Annotated in this window: 1 protein-coding gene; it reads right to left on the reverse strand. The window is 48.5% G+C overall.

From position 1 onward, the window contains the following. The coding region (locus tag DC077_RS10515; RefSeq protein WP_133243561.1) for an Ig-like domain-containing protein at window positions 1–5,679 on the reverse strand (5,679 nt) is incomplete at both ends.

Genomic DNA, 5,679 nt, shown 5'->3' on the forward strand with positions numbered 1-5,679 from the left:
CTGGGCGGCTAAGCTCAACTTCATAAGCACCACTCTCAGGATCTGCTACGACAGAACCTAAGCTGTTTCCTTCTTGATCTTTGATTTCAACAGTAGAACCTGGCTCAGCCTTACCTTTAACAACAAGTCCATCTTCATCGATCTCAGCTGTCGGTGCATCAGGTGCAATTGTATCTTTCTCACCCGTTACTGGTGTCTTCTCTGAAGTATTACCTGCTTCATCGGTTGCCGTAACATCAACAGTTTCGCCATCGGTCACTGGGCGGCTAAGCTCAACTTCATAAGCACCACTCTCAGGATCTGCTACGACAGAACCTAAGCTGTTTCCTTCTTGATCTTTGATTTCAACAGTAGATCCTGGCTCAGCCTTACCTTTAACAACAAGGCCATCTTCATCGATCTCTGCTGTTGGTGCATTGGGCGCAGTAGTATCTGGGGCATTAACTGACGTTGAGTCAGACTCATTTCCTGCCTCATCTTTTAAGCTCACTTCAAGCTCTTCACCGTTGGTGAATGGCTTATCAAGCTCTACTTCAAAGCGACCGTCTTCGTTAACGGTACCTTTGCCCACGACGTTATCATTGGCATCTTTAACGATCACCTCAGCACCCGGCTCACCTTTACCGATGACCTTAGAGCCATCTTCAGAGACCTCGACATCTGTCGGTGCATTGGGCGCAGTAGTATCCTTCTCACCCGTTACTGGTGTTTTGTCTGAAGTATTACCCGCTTTATCGGTTGCCGTAACATTGACAGTTTCGCCATCGGTCACTGGGCGGCTAAGCTCAACTTCATAAGCACCACTCTCAGGATCTGCTACGACAGACCCTAAGCTGTTTCCTTCTTGATCTTTGATTTCAACAGTAGAACCTGGCTCAGCCTTACCTTTAACAACAAGGCCATCTTCATCGATCTCTGCATCCGGTGCTTCTGGTGCAATTGTATCTTTCTCACCAATTACTGGTGTCTTCTCTGAAGTGTTACCTGCTTTATCCGTTGCCGTAACATCAACAGTTTCGCCATCGGTCACTGGACGGCTAAGCTCAACTTCATACTCACCTTGTTCATTTGCAGTGCCGCTACCGATTACTTCACCATTACTATCCGTGACTTCAACGGTAGAGCCGGCCTCTGTCTTACCTTTAACAACAAGACCTTCTTCATCGATCTCAGCTGTCGGGGCATCAGGTGCAACTGTATCTTTCTCACCCGTTACAGGCGTCTTCTCTGAAGTATTACCCGCTTTATCCGTTGCCGTAACATTGACAGTTTCGCCATCCGTTACAGGGCGATCTAGCGTGATTTCATACTCGCCACTCTCAGGATCTGCTACGACAGAACCTAAGCTGTTTCCTTCTTGATCTTTGACTTCGACCGTTGAACCAGGCTCTGCGTTACCTGTAACAACAAGACCTTCTTCATCGATCTCAGCTGTCGGTGCATCAGGTGCAACTGTATCTTTCTCACCCGTTACAGGCGTCTTCTCTGAAGTGTTACCTGCTTCATCGGTTGCCGTAACATCAACAGTTTCGCCATCCGTTACAGGACGATCTAGCGTGATTTCATACTCGCCACTCTCAGGATCTGCTACGACAGAACCTAAGCTGTTTCCTTCTTGATCTTTGATTTCAACAGTAGAACCTGGCTCAGCCTTACCTTTAACAACAAGACCTTCTTCATCGATCTCAGCTGTCGGTGCATCAGGTGCAATTGTATCTTTCTCACCAGTTACTGGTGTCTTCTCTGAAGTGTTACCTGCTTCATCGGTTGCCGTAACATCAACAGTTTCACCATCCGTTACAGGACGATCTAGCGTGATTTCATACTCGCCACTCTCAGGATCTGCTACGACAGAACCTAAGCTGTTTCCTTCTTGATCTTTGATTTCAACAGTAGAACCTGGCTCGGCCTTACCTTTAACAACAAGACCTTCTTCATCGATCTCAGCTGTCGGTGCATTAGGTGCAACTGTATCCTTCTCACCGGTTACAGGTGTCTTCTCTGAAGTATTACCCGCTTCATCGGTTGCCGTAACATCAACAGTTTCGCCATCGGTCACTGGGCGGCTAAGCTCAACTTCATAAGCACCACTCTCAGAATCTGCTACGACAGAACCTAAGCTGTTTCCTTCTTGATCTTTGATTTCAACAGTAGAACCTGGCTCGGCCTTACCTTTAACAACAAGGCCATCTTCATCGATCTCTGCATCCGGTGCTTCTGGTGCAATTGTATCTTTCTCACCCGTTACAGGCGTCTTCTCTGAAGTGTTACCTGCTTCATCGGTTGCCGTAACATCAACAGTTTCGCCATCGGTCACTGGACGGCTAAGCTCAACTTCATACTCACCTTGTTCATTTGCAGTGCCGCTACCGATTACTTCACCATTACTATCCGTGACTTCAACGGTAGAGCCGGCCTCTGTCTTACCTTTAACAACAAGACCTTCTTCATCGATCTCAGCTGTCGGGGCATCAGGTGCAACTGTATCTTTCTCACCCGTTACAGGCGTCTTCTCTGAAGTATTACCCGCTTTATCCGTTGCCGTAACATTGACAGTTTCGCCATCCGTTACAGGGCGATCTAGCGTGATTTCATACTCGCCACTCTCAGGATCTGCTACGACAGAACCTAAGCTGTTTCCTTCTTGATCTTTGATTTCAACAGTAGAACCTGGCTCAGCCTTACCTTTAACAACAAGTCCATCTTCATCGATCTCAGCTGTCGGGGCATCAGGTGCAACTGTATCTTTCTCACCCGTTACAAGCGTCTTCTCTGAAGTATTACCCGCTTTATCCGTTGCCGTAACATCGACTGTTTCACCATCGGTCACTGGACGGCTAAGCTCAACTTCATACTCACCTTGTTCATTTGCAGTGCCGCTACCGATTACTTCACCATTACTATCCGTGACTTCAACGGTAGAGCCGGCCTCTGTCTTACCTTTAACAACAAGACCTTCTTCATCGATCTCAGCTGTCGGGGCATCAGGTGCAACTGTATCTTTCTCACCCGTTACAGGCGTCTTCTCTGAAGTATTACCCGCTTTATCCGTTGCCGTAACATCAACAGTTTCGCCATCGGTCACTGGACGGCTAAGCTCAACTTCATAAGCACCACTCTCAGGATCTGCTACGACAGAACCTAAGCTGTTTCCTTCTTGATCTTTGATTTCAACAGTAGAACCTGGCTCGGCCTTACCTTTAACAACAAGGCCATCTTCATCGATCTCTGCATCCGGTGCTTCTGGTGCAATTGTATCTTTCTCACCCGTTACAGGCGTCTTCTCTGAAGTGTTACCTGCTTCATCGGTTGCCGTAACATCAACAGTTTCGCCATCGGTCACTGGACGGCTAAGCTCAACTTCATACTCACCTTGTTCATTTGCAGTGCCGCTACCGATTACTTCACCATTACTATCCGTGACTTCAACGGTAGAGCCGGCCTCTGTCTTACCTTTAACAACAAGACCTTCTTCATCGATCTCAGCTGTCGGGGCATCAGGTGCAACTGTATCTTTCTCACCCGTTACAGGCGTCTTCTCTGAAGTATTACCTGCTTCATCGGTTGCCGTAACATCAACAGTTTCGCCATCGGTCACTGGGCGGCTAAGCTCAACTTCATAAGCACCACTCTCAGGATCTGCTACGACAGAACCTAAGCTGTTTCCTTCTTGATCTTTGATTTCAACAGTAGAACCTGGCTCGGCCTTACCTTTAACAACAAGTCCATCTTCATCGATCTCTGCATCCGGTGCATTGGGCGCAGTAGTATCTGGGGCATTAACTGACGTTGAGTCAGACTCATTGCCTGCCTCATCTTTTAAGCTCACTTCAAGCTCTTCACCGTTGGTGAATGGCTTATCAAGCTCTACTTCAAAGCGACCGTCTTCGTTAACGGTACCTTTGCCCACGACGTTATCATTGGCATCTTTAACGATCACCTCAGCACTCGGCTCACCTTTACCGATGACCTTAGAGCCATCTTCAGAGACCTCGACATCTGTCGGTGCATTGGGCGCAGTGGTATCAGGCGCATTCACCTTCGCAGACTCAGACTCATTCTTAGCCTGATCTTTCTGGCTTACCTCAAGCTCTTCACCGTTGGTGAATGGCTTATCAAGCTCTACCTCAAAGTTGCCCTCTTCGTTAACGGTACCTTCACCCACAACAGTGCCTTCGCTATCTTTAACGATAACCTCAGCACCCGGTTCACCTTCACCGGTCACGGTAGTTGTAGTGTTGCCTTCCTCATCTTCATGATTGTCAACAACCACATTATTAGGCGCATCGGGGGCTTCTGTATCGGCATCACTGTCGGAGTCTGAATCACTATCTGAGTCAGAGTCACTATCCGAGTCTGAATCACTGTCGGAATCGGAGTCGCTGTCCGAGTCTGAGTCGCTATCGGAATCGGAGTCACTATCCGAGTCTGAATCACTGTCCGAATCGGAGTCGCTGTCCGAATCAGAATCACTGTCGGAATCGGAATCGCTGTCGGAATCGGAGTCACTATCGGAATCAGAATCACTGTCGGAGTCTGAGTCACTATCGGAATCGGAGTCGCTATCCGAATCAGAATCACTATCTGAGTCTGAATCACTATCGGAATCGGAGTCGCTGTCCGAATCTGAATCACTATCTGAGTCTGAATCACTATCGGAATCGCTGTCCGAATCGGAGTCACTGTCGGAATCGGAATCGCTGTCCGAATCAGAATCACTGTCGGAGTCTGAGTCACTATCGGAATCGGAATCGCTGTCCGAATCAGAGTCACTGTCGGAATCGGAGTCGCTGTCCGAATCAGAGTCACTGTCCGAATCGGAGTCGCTGTCCGAATCAGAGTCGCTGTCGGAATCTGAATCACTATCTGAGTCTGAATCACTGTCGGAATCGGAGTCACTATCGGAGTCGGAGTCACTATCGGAATCAGAATCACTATCTGAGTCTGAGTCACTATCGGAATCGGAGTCACTATCCGAATCAGAGTCACTGTCGGAATCGGAATCGCTGTCGGAATCAGAATCACTGTCGGAATCAGAGTCACTATCGGAATCGGAGTCGCTGTCCGAATCAGAGTCACTATCGGAATCGGAGTCGCTGTCGGAATCAGAATCACTGTCGGAGTCTGAGTCACTGTCGGAATCAGAGTCACTGTCGGAGTCTGAATCACTATCGGAATCGGAGTCGCTGTCGGAATCGGAATCGCTGTCGGAATCGGAGTCACTATCGGAATCAGAATCACTGTCGGAATCAGAATCACTGTCGGAGTCTGAGTCACTGTCGGAATCGGAGTCGCTGTCCGAATCTGAATCACTATCGGAATCGGAGTCGCTGTCCGAATCTGAATCACTATCGGAATCGGAGTCGCTGTCCGAATCAGAGTCACTGTCCGAATCAGAGTCACTGTCGGAATCGGAGTCACTGTCCGAATCAGAATCACTGTCGGAGTCTGAGTCACTATCGGAATCGGAATCGCTGTCCGAATCAGAGTCACTGTCGGAATCGGAGTCGCTGTCCGAATCAGAGTCACTGTCCGAATCAGAATCACTGTCGGAATCGGAGTCGCTGTCCGAATCAGAGTCGCTGTCGGAATCTGAATCACTATCTGAGTCTGAATCACTGTCGGAATCGGAGTCACTATCGGAGTCGGAGTCACTATCGGAATCAGAATCACTATCTG

This window comes from Ignatzschineria cameli, from assembly GCF_003121895.1.
Lineage (GTDB): Bacteria > Pseudomonadota > Gammaproteobacteria > Cardiobacteriales > Wohlfahrtiimonadaceae > Ignatzschineria > Ignatzschineria cameli.